Below are 16,006 nucleotides of genomic sequence, written 5' to 3'. Positions count from 1 at the left end.
GGGGTCGGGAACCGCTTGACGTGGCGGCCCCCGTCACGCAAGGTCAGATATCGGCAACCTTCGATTGTTCGAGGAGGACCGATGAAGGCAGTCGCCACCACCGCCGCAGCCCTGCTGCTCCTGCTCACGGGGGCCACCTCCCCCGCACCCCCGGCACCCGACGCGCCCTGCGCCGGGCAGATCCACCCCAACCCGTCGTTTGAGCGCGGGGCCACCGGCTGGACCGCCGGCCCGCGCATGGTCGTGCTCGGTGACGAGACCCGGCCCGCACACACCGGTCGCGCGTACGCCACCTTCGCCGGGTTGGACGTGACGCGTAGCGACCTGCTGCGCACCACCGTCACCGTGCCGGCCAACTGCGACCTGACGGTCCGCTTCTGGGTCCGTACCACCACCACCGAAACCACCCGGGGCGACTATCTGAACGTCGGGCTGGCGGTCACCGGCATCCCGCCGAAGACGAGGTTCTCGCTGGCCTTCGACGGCGGGGCGCAGTGGCGGCAGTACAGCATGTCGAGCGGCACGGCGGAGGTCGAGCGCACCGCCACAGCCAGCTTCCTGAGCAGCGAGACGGCCGGCAACGGCGTCACGGCCTTCGACGTCGACGACGTGACCTTCACCCTGAGCTGAGGACACCGGGCGGGTGGTCGACCCGACCGCCCGCCCTCGCGTCGCCACCCGTCGGCCAGCTTCGCGGCACGGGTGACGGCCGCAGGGCCCACCGTCACGCCTCGAAGTCGCGCGCCTCGGGCGCCTCCCGCCCGAGCGACGGGCTGGGGACCTGCGGCGCGTACCGCCGACCGTCCAGCGCGTCGAGGACCGCGACCACGGCCAGCGTCCCGGCCACCGCACACAGACCGACCATCGGCGGCCACCGGGTCAACGCCGGCGTGACCAGCAGCAGGACCACCAACCCGAGCAGCCGCGAGCGGGAGATCCGCCCGAACACCTCGTACTCGAGGCGCAGCCGCGCGACGAGGAAGAGCGCCGGACCACCCACCACGAACAGCAGCCACGTCGGTCGGGGCGCCCCGAACGGGTCGTCGATCACCAGTTCGTAGCCGACCGACGCGAGCAGGACGCTGAGCACGATGAGCAGGTGCGTCCGCTCCGACGCCGTACCCAGGCGAGCGGGCTGGCCCGCCCGAGCCAGCGCCTCGGTCAGCAGCAGACCGGCGCGGTGGAAGTAGATCCGCCAGAGCAGCGCGCTGGTGACGAACGCGATCGTGAAGGCGGCTGCCCGCCCACCGGAGTAGTCCCGGCCACTGAACACCACCCCGATCACCAGGATCGACTCGCCGAGCGCGATGAGGAACATCTGCTGGTAGCGGTCCGCGAGGTGGGTACCCGCGATCCGCCAGCGCGCCACCGCCGCTGCCCCGAGTCGCGGCAGCGGCCACCCCAGAATCCAGGCGAGGTAGTCGACCCCGACGGCGACGGCCCACAGCGGCAGGCGCAGTCGCTCCGGGCCGAGCGCGCCGACCAGCCAGATCGGCGCGCTCAGCGCAGCCCACGCGGAGAGCCGGAACGCGACCAGCCGGCGCGGGTGGCCGCGCAGCGCGAGTGCGATCACCAGCGGCCGGACCACCATCACCAGCAGGTAGGCGACCACGAACGGCAGCGCCCGCTCCTGGGTCGCCCGGGGCAGCGTCACCGCCATGACCAGCGCGGCGAACATCGTGGCGACCACGACGGCCTGGATGACCGACCGCTCCGGCTCGTACCGGCTGGTGATCCAGGTGGTGTGCGACCAGATCAGCCAGAGCGCCAGGAAGAGCAGCAGAGTACCGCCGAGCCCACTGACGAGCGCCCACCCCGAGTCGCCGTTCAGCTCGACGAAACGCTGCGAGACCCGGGTGAGCGCCACCACGAAGGCCAGGTCGAAGAAGAGCTCCAGGAACGTGGCGCGGCCCGCGCTGTCCGGAGGACGCAGGAGGTCCGCACCGTGCCTCGCCGACATCGTCCCCCTCCGTCCGCCCTCGTCGCACCAACGAGCGGTCCGTCGAGGGGATGTGTCCCAGGGCACGCGACAGGGTGGTTGAGCCCAAATCCCGGCTTAATCGACAATTTTTCCCTTTAAGTTCGGTGCGCAGGAGGCCGCCGACCCGGGGAGAGATGTGGACAGCTATCCGGCGATCGAAGATCACGGACTCATTGGCGACCTGCAAACCGCCGCGCTGGTGACGTGTGACGGCACTGTCGACTGGTTCTGCGCGCCGCGCTTCGACTCGCCGAGCATCTTCGCCGCCCTGCTGGACAAGGAGCGGGGCGGCTACTTCCGGATCGCGCCGCACGACGTGCGGTACGTGACGAAGCAGCTCTACCTGCCCGGCACACCCATCCTGATCACCCGGTTCATCAGCGCCGACGGGGTGGCCGAGGTGATGGACTTCATGCCGGTCACGGGCGAGCGGGCCACCGACACGCACCGGCTGGTCCGCCTCGTCACCATGGTCCGCGGCAGCATGCGCTTCCGGGTGGAGTGCCGGCCCCGCTTCGACTACGCCCGGGAGGAGCACCAATTGGAGCCCCACCCCAACGGCTACCTCTTTCGCAGCCGGTCCGCGACGCTGACGTTCAACCCCGTCGACCCCATCCGGCGGCTCATCCGCGAACACGGCGACGTCCGCATCGAGGACGGCGACCTCGTCGCGTACGGCACCCTCAACGAGGGCGACGTCGGCGGCGTGGTCCTGGAGACGGGCGACACCGAGCCACGGATCTTCCCGCCGGAGGAGATCCAGGGCATGTTCGAGTGGACGCGCGACTACTGGCGACGCTGGCTGGAACGCTCCAGCTACACCGGCCGCTGGCGGGAGATGGTCGAGCGCTCCGCCATCACGCTGAAACTCATGACGTACGCGCCGACCGGCGCGATGATCGCCGCGCCCACCGCCGCGCTGCCCGAGCTGGTCGGCGGCAGCCGCAACTGGGACTACCGCTACACCTGGGTACGCGACACGTCGTTCTCGGTGCACGCGCTGCTCGGCCTGGGCTTCACCGAGGAGGTCAGCCGGTACATGGACTGGCTGGACGAGCGCATCCGCACGGCCAGTGACCACCAGGACCCACTGAAGATCATGTACCGGGTGGACGGCTCCTCCGACCTGCACGAGGAGGTGCTCGACCACCTGGAGGGCTACCGCGGCTCCCGGCCGGTGCGGATCGGCAACGGCGCCGCCGATCAACTCCAGCTCGACATCCACGGCGAGGCGCTGTACGCCATGCACCTCGCCGACGAGCAGGGCATCCGCGTCTCCCACCAGGTGTGGAAGAGCACCGTCCGGCTGGTCGACTGGCTCTGCCACAACTGGGACCAGCGCGACGCCGGCATCTGGGAGAGCCGGCACCACCCCCGCAACTACACGTTCGGGCGGGTGATGTCCTGGGTGGCGCTGGACCGGGCCATCCGCCTGGCCAACCGTACCGGCCGCCCCGGCGACCTGACCTGCTGGACCGAACAGCGCAACCGCATCTACAACCAGGTCATGGCCCGCGGTTACCACCCGGAACGCGGCAGTTTCGTGCAGGCGTACGACGAGAACGTGCTCGACGCCGCGCTGCTGGCCATGCCGGCGGTCGGTTTCGTCACCCCCAGCGACCCGCTGTGGCTGTCCACCCTGAACGCGATCGAACGCGAACTCGTCTCCGACAGCCTCGTACACCGGTACGACCCGGTCCACTCCCCCGACGGCCTGCCGGGCCACGAGGGCACCTTCAACATGTGCACCTTCTGGTACGTCGAGGCGCTGGCCCGCTCCGGCCGCCTCGACGACGCCCGACTCACCTTCGAGAAGATGTTCACCTTCAGCAACCACCTCGGCCTCTACGCCGAGGAGATCGCCGCGACCGGTGAGCAGATCGGCAACTACCCCCAGGCATTCAGCCACCTGTCCCTGATCAACACGGCGTTGACCCTCAACAGCCTGCTCGACGCGGAGGCCGACGCCCGCCGCCGCCGGTAGCGGGCGTGGGCGTCGTCAGGCGGTCTCCACAGCCTCCGCCGACCGGCTGGCCCGGCGGGAGGCCGAGATCGCCGTGGCGAGCCGGACGAACGCGGCGACCGCGAGCGAGCGCGAGTGCTGCGGCCACGCCACCGCGAACGCGGCTTGCGGCGCGTCGTCGACCGACCGCCAGCTGAGCTGCGGCCGGGCGTTGCGCTCGGCGAGCGAGACGGGTAGCAGCGCGAGCATCCGCCCGAGTTCGATCTGACGCAGCATCTGCACCATGTCCCCGAACGGCGGGGCCTGCTCGCCGTGTGGCACGTAGACGTGCGCGCCGGGAACGACCTGCTGATGCTCGGACTCGATGTCGGCCATCCGCAGCCGGGGCCGACCGGCGAGCGGATGCCCGGACGGCAGCGCCAGCACCTGCCGCTCGCACAGCAGCGGCTCGACGTCCAGACCATCGGCGTCGAACGGCTCGACCACGATCGCCAGGTCGGCCTCGCCCGCACGGACCAGGGCCGGCTGCTCGCGCCAACCGGTGAACATGACCTCGACCGGTACGGCCGCGTGCTCCGCCCGGTACGCCGCGAGCACGTCCTCGAGCAGGCCACCCTCGACGTCGGCCTTCACCGCGACCACCAGCTTGCCGCCGGGCACACCCGCGGCACGCCGGGCGCGCCGGGTGGCGGCGTCGAGCGCGACGAGCGCCGTCCGGGCGTCGGCGAGCAGCACCGCGCCCGTCTCGGTGAGCGCGACGCTGCGGGTGGTGCGGTCGAGCAGGCGTACCCCGAGGTCGGACTCGAGCCCGGAGATCGCGCGCGACAGGGCCGGCGACGCGATGCCGAGCCGCTCGGCGGCTCGGGTGAAGCTGAGCTCCTCGGCGACGGCCACGAAGTAGCGCAGCGGCCGGGACTCCACGGGATTCATACCCTGAGGATAATAATGCGCTCCGAACTGGTCCTTCTCGCCCGCGATCCCCCGGACCACGATGAGACCATGATCGTCATCACGACACCCACCGGCACGATCGGCGCCGCCGTCGCCGAGTCCCTGCGCGCCGCCGGCGCACCGCTTCGCCTGATCGCCCGCGACCCCGCCCGCCTGCCCGAGACCCTCCGCGAACACACCGACGTGGTGGTCGGCTCCCACGCCGACCCGGCGGTGCTCACCACCGCGCTGACCGACGCCGCCGCGCTCTTCGTCCTCGTACCACCGAACTTCGCCGCCCCCGACGTCACCGGGCACTACCTCGGCTTCGCGCGCCCCATCGCCCAGGCGGTACGCGCGCACGCCGTACCCCGCGTCGTGGCCGTCTCCTCGCTGGGCCGCGGATTCGGCGGCCCGGCCGGGTTCCTCTCCGCGGCCTGGGCGATGGACGACACGCTGGAGTCCAGCGGCGCCGCCTACCGGTCGCTCCAGGCGGCGTTCTTCATGGAGAACCTGCTGCACCAGGTCGACATGATCAGGAGCCGGGGGACGTTCGTGCTCGCCGCCGACCCCGACGCGCCGCTCGCGGCGGTGGCCACCGCCGACATCGCCCGCACGGCCGCCGACCTGCTCGCCGACACCACCTGGACCGGCCAGCAGGACGTGCCCGTGCGGGAGTCCGTCGACCACAGCCCACGGCAGATGGCGCAGATCATCTCCGAGACCCTCGGCCGGCCGATCACCTACCAGCAGGCCACCCTCGCCGACTACCGCGCCCGGTACGCGTCGTCCGGAGCGAGTCCGGCAACCGTCGACGCCATGATCGAGATGGCCGAGGCGCAGACCGCCGGCGTCTACCCGCCCGTGGGCGACCACGGCGTCGGGACGACCTTCCGCCAGTGGTGCGCATCGGTGCTCGCACCCGCCGTGGCGGCCGCGCGGGAGTGACGATCAACGGGACGGAGGTTCGAGCGCTGCCCGCACGGCAGTACCGGTTTCCCGGGCGGTCAGGTAGGGACGAGCGTCGTGGGCCGTCGCCCCGTTGTGTACGGACACGTCTGTCAACGCTCCGCCCGGGAAGACCGGCGCCAGGGCCTTCACCAGCGCGACGACGTCCCCCCGGTCGGCGATGTTGGTCCAACTCCGGAGCCGTGGTGGCCACTGACCGACACCGGCCCGCGGTGCCGGCCGCAACCGGTCGAAGATCATCCCGCGGATGCCGAGGGGTGAGCCGAGAGTGATCAGTGCCGGCGGGTGGGCGGTGTCGGCCGCATGGAGGGTCTCGTACGCCACCACCGAACCGAGCGAGTGGGCCACCACCAGCCGGGTGTCCTCGGACACCGCGTCGAGCACACGCTGGCGGATCCGCTGCCGGAGCCCGTCCTCGGTCAGATAGCGACGGACCTGCCGCAACGCGCCGACGAGCAGGTGATCGGCGAGGCCGGTGAAGAAGCGGGAGTGGCTCAACGCGTCGAGCGCCCGTTGGATCACGAACGGGGTACGCAGGCGGGTGGTGGCGGCCGGACCGGTGACCCCGGAATCGATCCGGGCCGCCTCCGCCCACCAGGTCAACAGCAGCTCCTGGTCGAGCGGGTCCGTCACATCCTCGGCGGTCAACGGTGACTCGCCCAGGGTCCGCGTGCCGGACCGCCGGAAGACGTCACCGTAGAAGGCCATCGTCACCTGCTCCGACGCCAGCGTGCCGCCGGCGAGGGTCAGCCCGTCCCGGAGCGCGGGCAACCACTGTGCCAGCAGCGTTTCCGGGCCCATGGTCTGTTGGGCGACGCCGTGGACCAGGACGACACGCGCCATTCGCAACCTGCTTCCGTCGAGAGGTCAGATCCGGAGGGTGAAGGTGGCCAGGCCGGAGTCCGTGCCCACGCAGAGCAGCCCGTCGGGCGCGAGCGCGATCTGGCTGACGTACGTCTCCAGGTTGAGTTCGGTCAGCAGCGTCTGGTCGGGCAGCCGCCAGATCCGGACCGTCCCGTCCGCGCTGCCGACGCCGAGCAGGTCGGTCGCGCCGACCGACCCCGTGGTCAGGCAGGTGATCCCCAACGCGTGCGGGGTCAGCGGGTGCGTGACCTGCTGTTGGGTCTCCACGTCCCAGCAACGCAGCGTCCCTTCGCCGTCGCCGGTGACGACACCGGACCGGTCGCCGAAGCGGGCGAACGCGACCGCCCGGGCACCGCCGTCGTGACCGGTGAGCGCCGCCCCGTACGGGGTGAAGTCGTCGAGCCGCCACAGCCGGGCGGTTGCGTCCTGGGAGCCGGCGATCACCAGCGACGCGTCCTCGGAGACCGCGACCGCGATGATCCCGGCGGTGTGACCGGTCAACTCCGCCAGCATGGTCCGGGTGGCGAGGTCCCAGACCCGCGGCGTGGCCACCCCCGAACCGATGATGACGACGGCCCGGCCGGCCCGGTGTGCGGTGGCCAGCGCCACCGGGCCGTCGCCGAACGGATCCGGCGACGGCTCGAAAATCTGCCCGATTTCCCGTCCCCGGTCGAGGTCCACGATCCGCAGGGTGTGGTCGTCGCAGCCGGCGAGCAACAGGGCCGTGCCGTCGGGGGCGGTCGTCGTCGCGACCGATCTGATCCAGCTCCCACAGGGGATCCGGGCGGTGACGGTGGGCTCGGGGGTCAGGTCGTGGAGGCGGAGCACGTCCTCCGTGGCGACGACCAGCCTCGGCGTCGCACCGGTGGCCGTCACCGCCAGGCTGGTGGCCTGGGGCTCGTAGTCCACCAGCGGATCGCCGATCTGTGTGCCGGAGGTGACGTCCCAGAGCCGGGCCGACGTCCGGTCGCCGATGACCGCGACCGGCCGTCCGTCCAGCCGGCCCAGAGCCGCGTGCTCCGCATAGTTGACCCGCATTGGTGGCGTGAGGACGCGCCCGTCGCGGAGGTCCCAGGCCCGGGCCGAACGGTCGCCGCTGACCGTGAGCGCGATCGGCCGGTCACCGGTGCTGTCCACAGCGGCGCTCCTGACTGCCCCGGTGTGCCCGGTCAGCACGGGGGTGACCGCCTGGTCCCGCAGCAGGTCCCAGCCGACCAGGCTGTGGTCCGGCAACTGCCGCAGCGCCACCGGACGGCCGTCAAGACAGACCAGGGCCACGGTGTGGCTCTTGCGGGCCTTCGGGCTGCGCAGCACCAGTGGCTGTCGGGTCTCCAGATCCCAGATGGAGATCCGACCCTGGGCCGAGCCCGCCATGATCACGTAACGGTGGTCGACGACGCCGGTGGCAAGGATGCTCACATCGTCGTTGTGGCCGGTCAGTGGCGGACCGGCGGGGGCGTGGGCGACGAGATCCCAGCACCTGACCGTCCCGTCCGCGCTGCCGGACAGCAGCAGGTGCCGGTCGTCGGTGTGCAGGGTCCGGAGCGCGGAGACCCAGTTGGTGTGCCCGGCCAACGGGGGCCGGGGCGCCTGCGGCGGGTCGCCCGTCCAGATCCGGATCACCCCCCTGCCATCGCCGGTGGCGAGGATCGGTTCCCCCGGCCCGGACGCCAGCAGCACCGCGGTGACGCCATCGACGTGCCCGGTGAGTGGCGTGCCCACCTCCGCCCGGCTGTGCAGGCTCCAGATCCGGGCGCTGCCGTCGGAACTGCCGCTCACCAGATACGGAAGCATGCCGTCGGCGTCCAGCGCGTACCCGTCGACCGACTTGACGTGGCCGCCGTGCGGCCGGTCGGCGGCGAGGTCCCAGACTCGGACGGTGCGGTCGGCGCTGCCCGTGACCGCGACCGGCCATCCGTTCACCACACCGAACGCCGCCGCGGTGACCATCTGCGTGTGGCCGGTCAGCGGCTGGCCCAGTTGCTGCCGACTACGCAGGTCCCAGACCCGGACCAGGCTGTCGTTGCCACCGCTGATCGCGATCGGACGGCCCTTGCTGCTGTCGACCGCGACCGAACGAACGCCGGACCGGTGGGCCGGCACCGGCTCCCCCAACTGCCGGCCACTGGCCAGGTCCCACAGCAGCATCGTCTCGTCGACGCTGCCGGTGAGCAGCACGATCCGATCGTCCAGCCGGCCCAACGCGAGGGTCAGGATCGACCTGAGGTGTCCGCTCAACGGGTCGCCGACCGGCTCCCGGGTGGCGGTGTCCCAGATGTGTACCTGGCCGTCGGCGCCCCCGGTGATCGCCACGGACCGGTCCGGCAACTCGGCCAGCGCGACCGCCCGAACGCCGCCGTAGTGGCCGGTGATCGGGTTGCCGAGCTGTTGCCAGGTGCGCAGGTCCCACAGCCGCGCCGAGCCGTCTCGGCTGCCGGTGAGCGCCACCGGGCGCTGGTCGATCTCGGCCACGGCGATCGACGTGACGCCGTTGGTGTGGCCCCGCAGGGCCGTCGGGATCTCCTGGCCGGTCGAGAGGTCACAAACCCGCACCGTGCCGTCCTCCGCGCCGAGCAGCGCCAGCGAGTAGTCCTCCACCTCCACCAGGGCGATCGCGGTGATCCCGTCGGAGCCCTCCGGTCCCCCGGCCAGCGGCGCGCCGATCTGCTGGTTGATCGTCAGGTCCCAGACCCGCACGGAGCCCCGGTCGTCGCCGCTGACCGCAATCGGACGGCCATCGAGTTCGCCGACCGCGACCGCCATCACCCATCCCTCGTGGCCGAGCAGGCGTCGGTGCGCGCCGGTGCGGGACCACTCCGCCCACCGGGTGGACCAGGGCAGCGCCAGGCCCAGCCGGTCAATGTCCGCAGCCAACCCGCCGGCCTCGCAGCGGCGGGCCGACAGCTGCAGGTACGCGGCTCGCTGGGCGAGGTCACCCCGGTCGATCCGGTGCGCCACCTGCTCGTACGCGGTGCGAATCCGCCGCGCGGTGTCCGAGTGCACCAGGGTGAGCGCGCTGAGCAACGCGGACTGATCCGCCGCGAGCAGGAACCCCGGATCGTGGGCCAACTCGTCGATCCGCTCCGCCGCCGCCGCGTGGGTGGGCAGGTTCAGGCGCAGGTACGGGTGGGTCTCGAACCAGCTCGGCTGTCCTGAGCCGTGCCCGGGCACCTCGGCCAGCAGCGCCGCCACGATCCGCTGCTGCGCCTGCACCGCCGGTCGCCAGCGGTCCTGCCGTAGGTGCTCGGCGAGCGTCTGATGGTAGAGCCGGTAGACCGAGCGGTCGTGCTCCACCACCTCGGCGATGTACGCGCCGGCCGCGACCAGCAGCCAGTCCACGTCGTCCTCGGTGCACTCCCGGCCGGCGATCGCGGTCGCCAGCGCCGGCCACAACCCTCGGGGCAGGCCCTGCCCCTCGGCGAAGGCGAGCGGGGTGAGCAGGCGGCGCACCCGGCCCTCGTCCGGTCCGAACCGGCTCAGGTAGTCGTCGAACGCCTCCCCGATCTCGCTCGGCAGCCGGCCTTCCCATCCGGGCACGGTGACGTCGACCGGTTCGGCGGCCAGCCGCAGGCTCCGCGCGGTCATCCGGGCAACCAGGTAGACACCGGCGGCGCGCTCGCCCACCGCCCGTGCCACCGTGTCGGCCAGGTCGCGGCGATCCCGGTACGGGGTGTTCAGATCCGGCTCGTCCGGCGCGGTGAGCATCTTCACCACGTACCGGGAGATGTCCGAGGGGCCGAGCAGATCGGCGTCGTCGAGGTCGATGGTGCGCATCGCCGGGCCCAAACTGCGGACGAGTTCCCGGCGGCTGCCCACCAGCAGGTGCACCCCGTGGATCTCGGAGAGGGGGCGCAGCAGTTCGCGGGCGATCCGCCGGGGTTCGCCACGTCCGCCGGTGTCGGTGGCGGTGCCACTGCCCGCCTCGTCCAGGGCGTCGACCACGATGACCGTCTTGAGGCCGGCCTGCGCCCGACGGCTGATGGCCCGCAGCAACTCGCCCGTGCCGTCGGCGTCCACCCCGAGCCCGGAGGCGATCCGGGCGACAAGCTCCTCCTGCCGCTTGTGGCGGGCGTGCACCGCCACGTCCACGGTCCCCACCGGTACGACGGTGGCCGGGTCGACGTCGGCCACGTCGAGCCCCGCACGGTAGTCCCGGTCGGAGAGCGCGACCACGCGGCTGAGTACCGAGGACTTGCCGCAGCCGGGCTTGCCGGTGACCACCCGGCCCTTGCCGTCTCCACCGGGCGTGGTGAGCCAGGTGACCAGTTGCGCCAGCGCGGCGTCCCGGCCGCTGAAGTAGGTGCCCTGTTCCGACTCGAAGTCCACGCCCCGCGAACGCGGCCCGAAGTGCTCCACCAGGTCCCGCTTGGCGGCCAGACGCTGCATCTCCAGGTCGGTGCCCTGCGGCGGCAGGTCAGCCCGGTAGCCGAGATTGGGCAGGAACGGGGCGACGCCGGTGCTCAGCCCGGAGGTGAGTTCGGCCCGCTGCGGGCTGTCGCCCTGCCGGAAGGTGGCGTTGAGTTCCGCCACCAGGTCGTGCAGGTCCAGGAACTCCTGACGCTGGCCGGTTCGCGCCGTCACCGCCTCGACCGCGGCCGGGAGTGCTGCCACCATCGTCCCGTCTCCGGCCTCGTCCCGGCTCCTGGCAGAGGAGAGGAACCACATGCCGGTGATCGCGGCGTCGCCGGTCAGCCGGCGGGACAACGTCTGGAGCGCCACCCGCGCAGCCTCGGCGCTGCCCGCGCCGCCGTAGCAGGTGTCCAGGATGAGCAGCAGATTGCGCAGACCGGTCCGGGTGAGGATCCGAACCAGGTCCTCGGTGGGTAAGGCGCTGGCCGCGAGGTCCGCCTCTGTGCTGTCCCAGCAGAGGAGGTAGTGGCGGTCGTCGACCAAACCGTGGCCGGCGTAGTAGACGGCGACGATGTCGTTGTCCCCGATACCGGCGTCCTGGCACCAGTGCGACATGACCCGGCGGATGTGGTCGGCCGTCGCGTACTCGCCGAGACCCGCCAGCGCACGGCGGTATCCGAACCGCTCGAACAGCGCCGCCACCGTCGCGGTGTCTGCCTCCACCTGCGGCAGGTAGGCCGCGTCCGGAAGGTTGCGGTAACGGGCCGCGCCGATCGTGATGAGGTGTCGGCGCGCGGGGGCAGCCGGGTCAGACTCGGGCATCGCCGTTCACCTCGTGTGATGGTCTGGCCTCTGAGAGCACCGACCATATCGGATAGACACCCGCCCGATCACCGTGGCGAACGTCGATCATCCGACGACCTGGTCGTGGAACCGGAGCTCGCAGCACCGCTCCAGGAGAGGACTCCAGCCCACCCTGGGAGGTCAGCCCCGCCGGCCACGCCAGAGCCGATGCCTGGCACCGGCGGACAGCGGATGACCCCGGGCAGCCATGGCGCGTCTCGACAGGCTCCGGCGACCCGGTTGCGGGTTCGGATCCCCGGGGTGCCGCGCCGCCTCCGCCAGTTCGGTGCCGGTCTCCCTGACGGCCGCGCTCAGGCTCGCCAACCTCGAGTTGATCTGCCGTAGCTGCTCCGCGAACGTGCCGATCGTGGTCTGCCCTATCCAGGTGTCCCGGATCGGCGCGAGGTCGATGTCGTACGTGAGTTCCGGCGCGGGACCGAACGGCCCGTCGGCCCGTACCGTGAAGGTGAACTCGTTGGTGACACCGGGCTTGAAACGCCGATGCCCGACGTCGAAGAAGAACTCCATCCGGTGCCCCGGCGGCATCGTCTTCACTCCCCTGGTGATGACGTGCCACTCGTGGAGGGGAGCCCGCCCCTCGTCATCGAGGGAGGTGGCTATCGGATCCGCCAGTTCGATGCGAACGTTGCGGGCGATCGACGGGCCGATGTTCTCGATCGTCAGCACCAGGACGCTGCGGTCGTTCGGGGCCGGCCCGATGTCCACCACCACCATCGGCTGCAGGGACTCCTCCTGCGCCTGCCGGGTCGCGCGCTGGGCGGCATCGGTCTGGGCGAGCTGCTGGAGCAGCAGTTCGATCTGGCGTCGTCCCAGTTCGGTCTGCTCCCGCGCCGAATCCGCCTGTGAACGCGCCGCCTCGGCTGACGCCCTGGCCGCCTGCACGGAACGCCAACTGTAGAAGAGACCGAGGAGCGCCAGCAGCGCCACCGCCGTCGACAGCCGGTCCACCGTGAGCCAGTGCACGGCCTCCGCGACGGCGTCAGTTACCTCTCGCACGTCAGGCCCTAGTCGTCCGACGCGTACGAGATGGCGATGTCGCGAGCGCCCTCAGCGACGTCATGCTGGGCCATCCAGTCGAAGAAGAGCCGAGGCCCGCGACACAGACGCCCACCCTCGAGTCGGAGGACACCGACACACCGGGCGAACCGTGCCGCGCGCCGATACCGCGACCAGGGCGGTTTTCCGAGGTCGGCTCGGTCCAGACCGGCCTGGGGGAACTTGCGGATCAGGGTCATGCCATCCGCTCCGAGTTGCTGCTGCCAGGCATGGAAGGTGGGCAGGCATCTGTCCGCGACGTTGTCTTCCGCCTCATCGAGCGTCCGACCGTCCCAGACCTCGGCGAGCAGCCGGGTGGAGAGCCAGGCGTGACCGCCGGCGAGCTCCATGACCCGGTCCAGCGCGTCCGCGCCGGCGAGCTCCACCAGCTCCGCCACCGCGGCGACGTCGAGCGGATCGACGTAGCGCACCTCGGCGGTGTTGAGCGGCGGTGAGCCCTTCTCGTGCGGGTCGCGGAACATGACGAGCACCGGGCCACCCACCAGCAGGATCGAGATGTCGCCGCGCAGATGGGTGTCGTCCAGCCAGCGGAGGAACGAGTAGAAACCCGGCCCCCAGCGCGCCTGGAGGAGGCGGTCCGCCTCGTCGATGACCAGGGCGACCGGGCGGAGTTCACCGAGCGCACGCACGATCTCGGCACGGGTCGCCTGCCGGTAGGTGGTCTCCGGCCGTCGCTCCACCGCGCCGCGCAACGCACCCAACCCGGAGGCCTCGGTGGTGATGTCCCAGCCGGCGGCGTCGGTCCAGACAACGTTCCGATCAAGATCGGCACGTCGCAGTTGGCGTGCCAGGGTGCTCTTTCCGGCCCGCCGTCCCCCGATGAGGAGAGTCGACTTTCCCTGCCGGAGAAGGGCCGACACCTGCCGCAACTCGTCCTGACGCCCGACGAACAGGTCAGGTGAGAGCAGCGGGTTCTGGGGCACGGCTACCACCTCCCGCCTCCGACGCGGTCGAGTATCCACTTCTCGAACAGTCCGATGCGGATCCGCTGGTCGGTGACGAGTCCCTGTCGTCTCAGCGTCGCCTCGGCCTGGCTGCGCTCGGCGGTGCGGTACCGGGGCGTGGGCCTCGGCCGGGCCAGCTCCTCCAGGACCTCCCGCTCCTGCGGCGTCAGGAAATCCCAGAGGTTGTTGCGCAGGACGTACCCCACCGCGTCCGACTCCTCCAGGTGGTCGAGCCCGGCATCAAGATCCACGTCGGTCAGCAGCGTGGCGTCCCGCCGTCGACGGTACGACTCGGCGGCAATGGTGCGGGCGAGGGACGGATGGCCACCGCTGAGCCGGAACAGTCGCTCGGTGAAGCCGGTGGTGACCTCGCGGACGCCCATCTCGCGGGCCAGCGTATGGACCATCTCGGTGAGCGCGTCGGCGTCCAGGAGTGGCAGCGGAATTTCCTGGAAGAAGCTGAACAGTGGGTTCGTACCGGCCGGACCCAGATCGTTGATCCGGTTGGCCACCGGCCGCAGGTCCGCCCCGATCACCACCACCGTACGCCGGTCGCCCTGGGCCAGCAGGCGGAGCGCTCCGCTCGCGCGTACCCACCGGCGGGCCGCACCGATCTCGTCGGGCTCGGGAAACACGCGTTCGATCTCGTCGAGTACGACGGTGAGGCGAATGGACCGTCCCACGTGGTCGATCCGCGCGTGCAGTTGCCGTTCCAGCTCGCTGACGGTGGCGGGCGTCGAGGTGGTGAACGGCCAGTCGACCTGTTCGAGCCGGCCCCACCGGTCGAACGCCTCGATCATCAGGCGCGACAACTCCGCCGGCCAGTCCTCGGTGTGGCGGTCGAAGCGTTGCAGGTCGACCATGCAGACCGGCTGGTCCACCAGATGTTGACGCAGGATGTTGAGCAGGCTGGTCTTGCCGACCTTACGCAGACCGGTGATGAGCACGTGTTCGTCGCGCTTGATCGCGCTGCCGATGGTGTTCAGCATGGCCTCACGACCGAAGAGAAAACGCTCGTCGGTGAGGGCGTTCTTGGTGTCGAAGAGGTTGTCCCTGGTGCCGTAGCGGCGTTCGAGCTCATCGAGGAACGGCTTGGCCCGGCCGTCGGTGAGCGCGGCTCGGAGGGCGCGCAGTGACACCGTCACCACCGGCTTGCCTTCGAGCCGCAGCCGGTCGAGGCCGCGTTCCACGTCGCTGCGCAGCGCGTCGGCGTGGACGAGGTAGCTGAGGCGGCCGTGGCGCGCATATTCGTTGAAGAGCGGAAGCTCGCTGGCCGAGGCCGTCGCGTCCGTGACCACCCAGACCGGACCGGGCGTGAACATGCCCGGTAGTCCTGTCTCGTCCAACGGGCGGCCAGCGGCGGTGAAGGCGGCCTGCACGACCGTCAGAGCGTCCCGGCCGGTGGATGACCCGACAGGGCTCTTACGATCCGGTTGGAAGGCATTCGGCGCCGACGCGACGGAGAAGAATGCGGTGTCAGGGACGGGGAACTGCTCGGCCGCCGCGACGATGCGGTGCGCGAGGCCGTCCAACAGGTCCAGGTAGGCGTCATGGTGCCTTTTCAGCCGCATGAGCTGACGCACCCCGACGCGGTCGAAGACGAACTCGGGCATCAGGTTCGAGGATCGGAACGGCCTGACGATCTCCGGCACCCGCTCGGAGCCGTGCGGGATCCACGGCAACACGACCAAGGCTCTCGACGACGCCTGCCGGCGCTCGTCCGGCACCTGCCGCAGACGGCTGCTGAAGACCGACCACTCCCTGCCGCACACATCGCTCAGGTAGTAGCGTGGCGTGCTGAGGACGACGAACGTCCGGCAGGTGGACAGCGCGGCGCTCAGGCGCTCGGACCAGGTCTCGCCGAGAAGGAGGGTCCGGTCCACGAACCCGACCTCGGGGTCGCGGGAAAGACCCGCGATCAGGCGGACTTCCGCGTTCAGATCCTCGTAGAACTGGTTGACGAGGGCGTCGTCGTCCCCCCGCGCATAGCTGAGGTAGAAGTACAGCACCGACGCTCCCTGATCGACGTGCCATCACGGTATGGGGTCGGTGCGAGAAAGAGGAGTCTTCGCCCTCAGCTCGCCC

At 71.1% G+C, this 16,006-nt stretch carries 10 protein-coding genes; 3 read left to right on the top strand and 7 right to left on the bottom strand.

What is annotated here, in order from left to right; translation table 11 throughout:
• Positions 1 to 81: 81 nt before the first annotated feature.
• A complete protein-coding gene (locus ACN263_RS11125; protein WP_422739714.1) occupies positions 82 to 630 on the top strand; it encodes a hypothetical protein in 549 nt (182 codons plus the stop codon).
• A 94-nt stretch (positions 631 to 724) separates the two neighbouring features.
• On the opposite strand, the gene ACN263_RS11120 is transcribed toward ACN263_RS11125, so the two are convergent.
• A complete protein-coding gene (locus ACN263_RS11120) occupies positions 725 to 1,960 on the bottom strand; it encodes a low temperature requirement protein A (protein ID WP_422739713.1) in 1,236 nt (411 codons plus the stop codon).
• Between the two features lie 157 nt (positions 1,961 to 2,117).
• Between ACN263_RS11120 and ACN263_RS11115 the strand changes: the two genes are divergently transcribed.
• A complete protein-coding gene (locus ACN263_RS11115; protein WP_422739712.1) occupies positions 2,118 to 3,965 on the top strand; it encodes a glycoside hydrolase family 15 protein in 1,848 nt (615 codons plus the stop codon).
• A 15-nt stretch (positions 3,966 to 3,980) separates the two neighbouring features.
• On the opposite strand, the gene ACN263_RS11110 is transcribed toward ACN263_RS11115, so the two are convergent.
• On the bottom strand, positions 3,981 to 4,874 hold the full coding sequence (locus ACN263_RS11110) for a LysR family transcriptional regulator (protein ID WP_422739711.1): 894 nt from the start codon (positions 4,872 to 4,874) through the stop codon (positions 3,981 to 3,983).
• A gap of 69 nt (positions 4,875 to 4,943) precedes the next feature.
• Between ACN263_RS11110 and ACN263_RS11105 the strand changes: the two genes are divergently transcribed.
• The gene (locus ACN263_RS11105) at positions 4,944 to 5,822 is read left to right on the top strand and encodes an NAD(P)H-binding protein (RefSeq protein WP_422739710.1); all 879 of its coding nucleotides are present in this window, start codon (positions 4,944 to 4,946) and stop codon (positions 5,820 to 5,822) included.
• Positions 5,823 to 5,825: 3 nt separating this feature from the next.
• Here ACN263_RS11105 and ACN263_RS11100 read toward each other — a convergent pair whose 3' ends face one another.
• The 5 genes from ACN263_RS11100 to ACN263_RS11080 form a co-directional block, all read right to left on the bottom strand.
• A complete protein-coding gene (locus ACN263_RS11100) occupies positions 5,826 to 6,686 on the bottom strand; it encodes a hypothetical protein (RefSeq protein WP_422739709.1) in 861 nt (286 codons plus the stop codon).
• A 24-nt stretch (positions 6,687 to 6,710) separates the two neighbouring features.
• Positions 6,711 to 11,879, bottom strand: a complete 5,169-nt coding sequence (locus tag ACN263_RS11095; RefSeq protein WP_422739708.1) for a caspase family protein — start codon at positions 11,877 to 11,879, stop codon at positions 6,711 to 6,713.
• 162 nt (positions 11,880 to 12,041) lie between these two features.
• On the bottom strand, positions 12,042 to 12,917 hold the full coding sequence (locus ACN263_RS11090; RefSeq protein ID WP_422739707.1) for a hypothetical protein: 876 nt from the start codon (positions 12,915 to 12,917) through the stop codon (positions 12,042 to 12,044).
• A gap of 8 nt (positions 12,918 to 12,925) precedes the next feature.
• Positions 12,926 to 13,900: an AAA family ATPase gene (locus tag ACN263_RS11085; protein WP_422739706.1), complete on the bottom strand. Its 975-nt coding sequence runs from the start codon at positions 13,898 to 13,900 to the stop codon at positions 12,926 to 12,928.
• Between the two features lie 2 nt (positions 13,901 to 13,902).
• A complete protein-coding gene (locus ACN263_RS11080; protein WP_422739705.1) occupies positions 13,903 to 15,930 on the bottom strand; it encodes a TIR-like protein FxsC in 2,028 nt (675 codons plus the stop codon).
• Positions 15,931 to 16,006: the final 76 nt, after the last annotated feature.

This window comes from Micromonospora sp. WMMD729 (genome assembly GCF_049315225.1).
GTDB lineage: Bacteria > Actinomycetota > Actinomycetes > Mycobacteriales > Micromonosporaceae > Micromonospora.
This window is presented reverse-complemented; position numbering and strand designations above follow the sequence as displayed.